Origin of the sequence: Chromobacterium aquaticum (assembly GCF_021129195.1) — a bacterium.
In the GTDB taxonomy this organism is placed as follows: Bacteria; Pseudomonadota; Gammaproteobacteria; order Burkholderiales; family Chromobacteriaceae; genus Chromobacterium; species Chromobacterium aquaticum.
Genome location: NZ_JAJOHW010000276.1, coordinates 1 through 822, shown reverse-complemented (window position 1 = coordinate 822; position 822 = coordinate 1). Strand labels below are relative to the sequence as shown.

General features: G+C 70.0%; 2 protein-coding genes. Both read left to right on the top strand.

Annotated features, from left to right (window positions below):
* Positions 1 to 563, top strand: a 563-nt coding sequence (locus LQT98_RS23780) for a 5-oxoprolinase subunit C family protein (protein WP_407928970.1), incomplete at its 5' end; no start/stop codon positions are given.
* The coding region (locus LQT98_RS23775; RefSeq protein ID WP_231465725.1) for a LamB/YcsF family protein at positions 548 to 822 on the top strand (275 nt) is incomplete at its 3' end. The genes LQT98_RS23780 and LQT98_RS23775, both read left to right, overlap by 16 nt.

Below are 822 nucleotides of genomic sequence, written 5' to 3'. Positions count from 1 at the left end.
CGCTGGGCGCGCGCGCCACGGATCTGCAAGCCGGGCTGGGCGGCTGGCAGGGGCGGGCGTTGCGAGGCGGCGACCGCTTGCCCCTGGGAGCGGCCGCGCCGCTGTCCGGTCGGCTGGGCCGCCGTGGCCTGGGCTGGTCGCCGGAGTTGCGCTGCCTGCCGGGCCCGGATTGGCATGCGTTCACTCCGGCGACACGGCAGGCGTTTTGCCGCCAGCAATGGACGGTGTCGCCGCAAAGCAATCGCATGGGCTACCGCTTGCTGGGAGAGGAGCTGGCGCGGGCCTCCGGCGGCGAGTCCTTGTCGCACGCGGTGTTGCCCGGCGTGGTGCAAGTGCCGCCTGGCGGCCAGCCCATCGTATTGCTGGCCGACGCGCAGACCACTGGCGGCTATCCACGCATCGCCTGCGTGATCGAAGCGGATCTGTGGAAGTTGGCGCAGGCGCGTCCAGGCGTCAGGCTACACTTTGTGATGGTGGATGCGCAGCAGGCGACGGCGGCGCGTTTGCGTCAGCGCCAATTATTGCAGGCACAGGATTGGAGCCAGGCATGCAGATCGATCTGAACGCCGATATCGGCGAAGGCTGCGGCGACGACGCCGCGATCATGGACTATGTCAGTTCGGTGAACATCGCCTGCGGCTGGCATGCCGGTGATGCCGAGACAATGTGGTTGGCGCTGCAGGCGGCGGCGCTGCGCGGAGTGGCGGCGGGCGCGCACCCCGGTTTTCCCGACCGGGAAAACTTCGGCCGCCGGCCGCTGGCGCGCGCGCCGGAGCGGGTGTACCAGGACATGCTGTATCAATTGGGCGCGCTGGCCGGCCT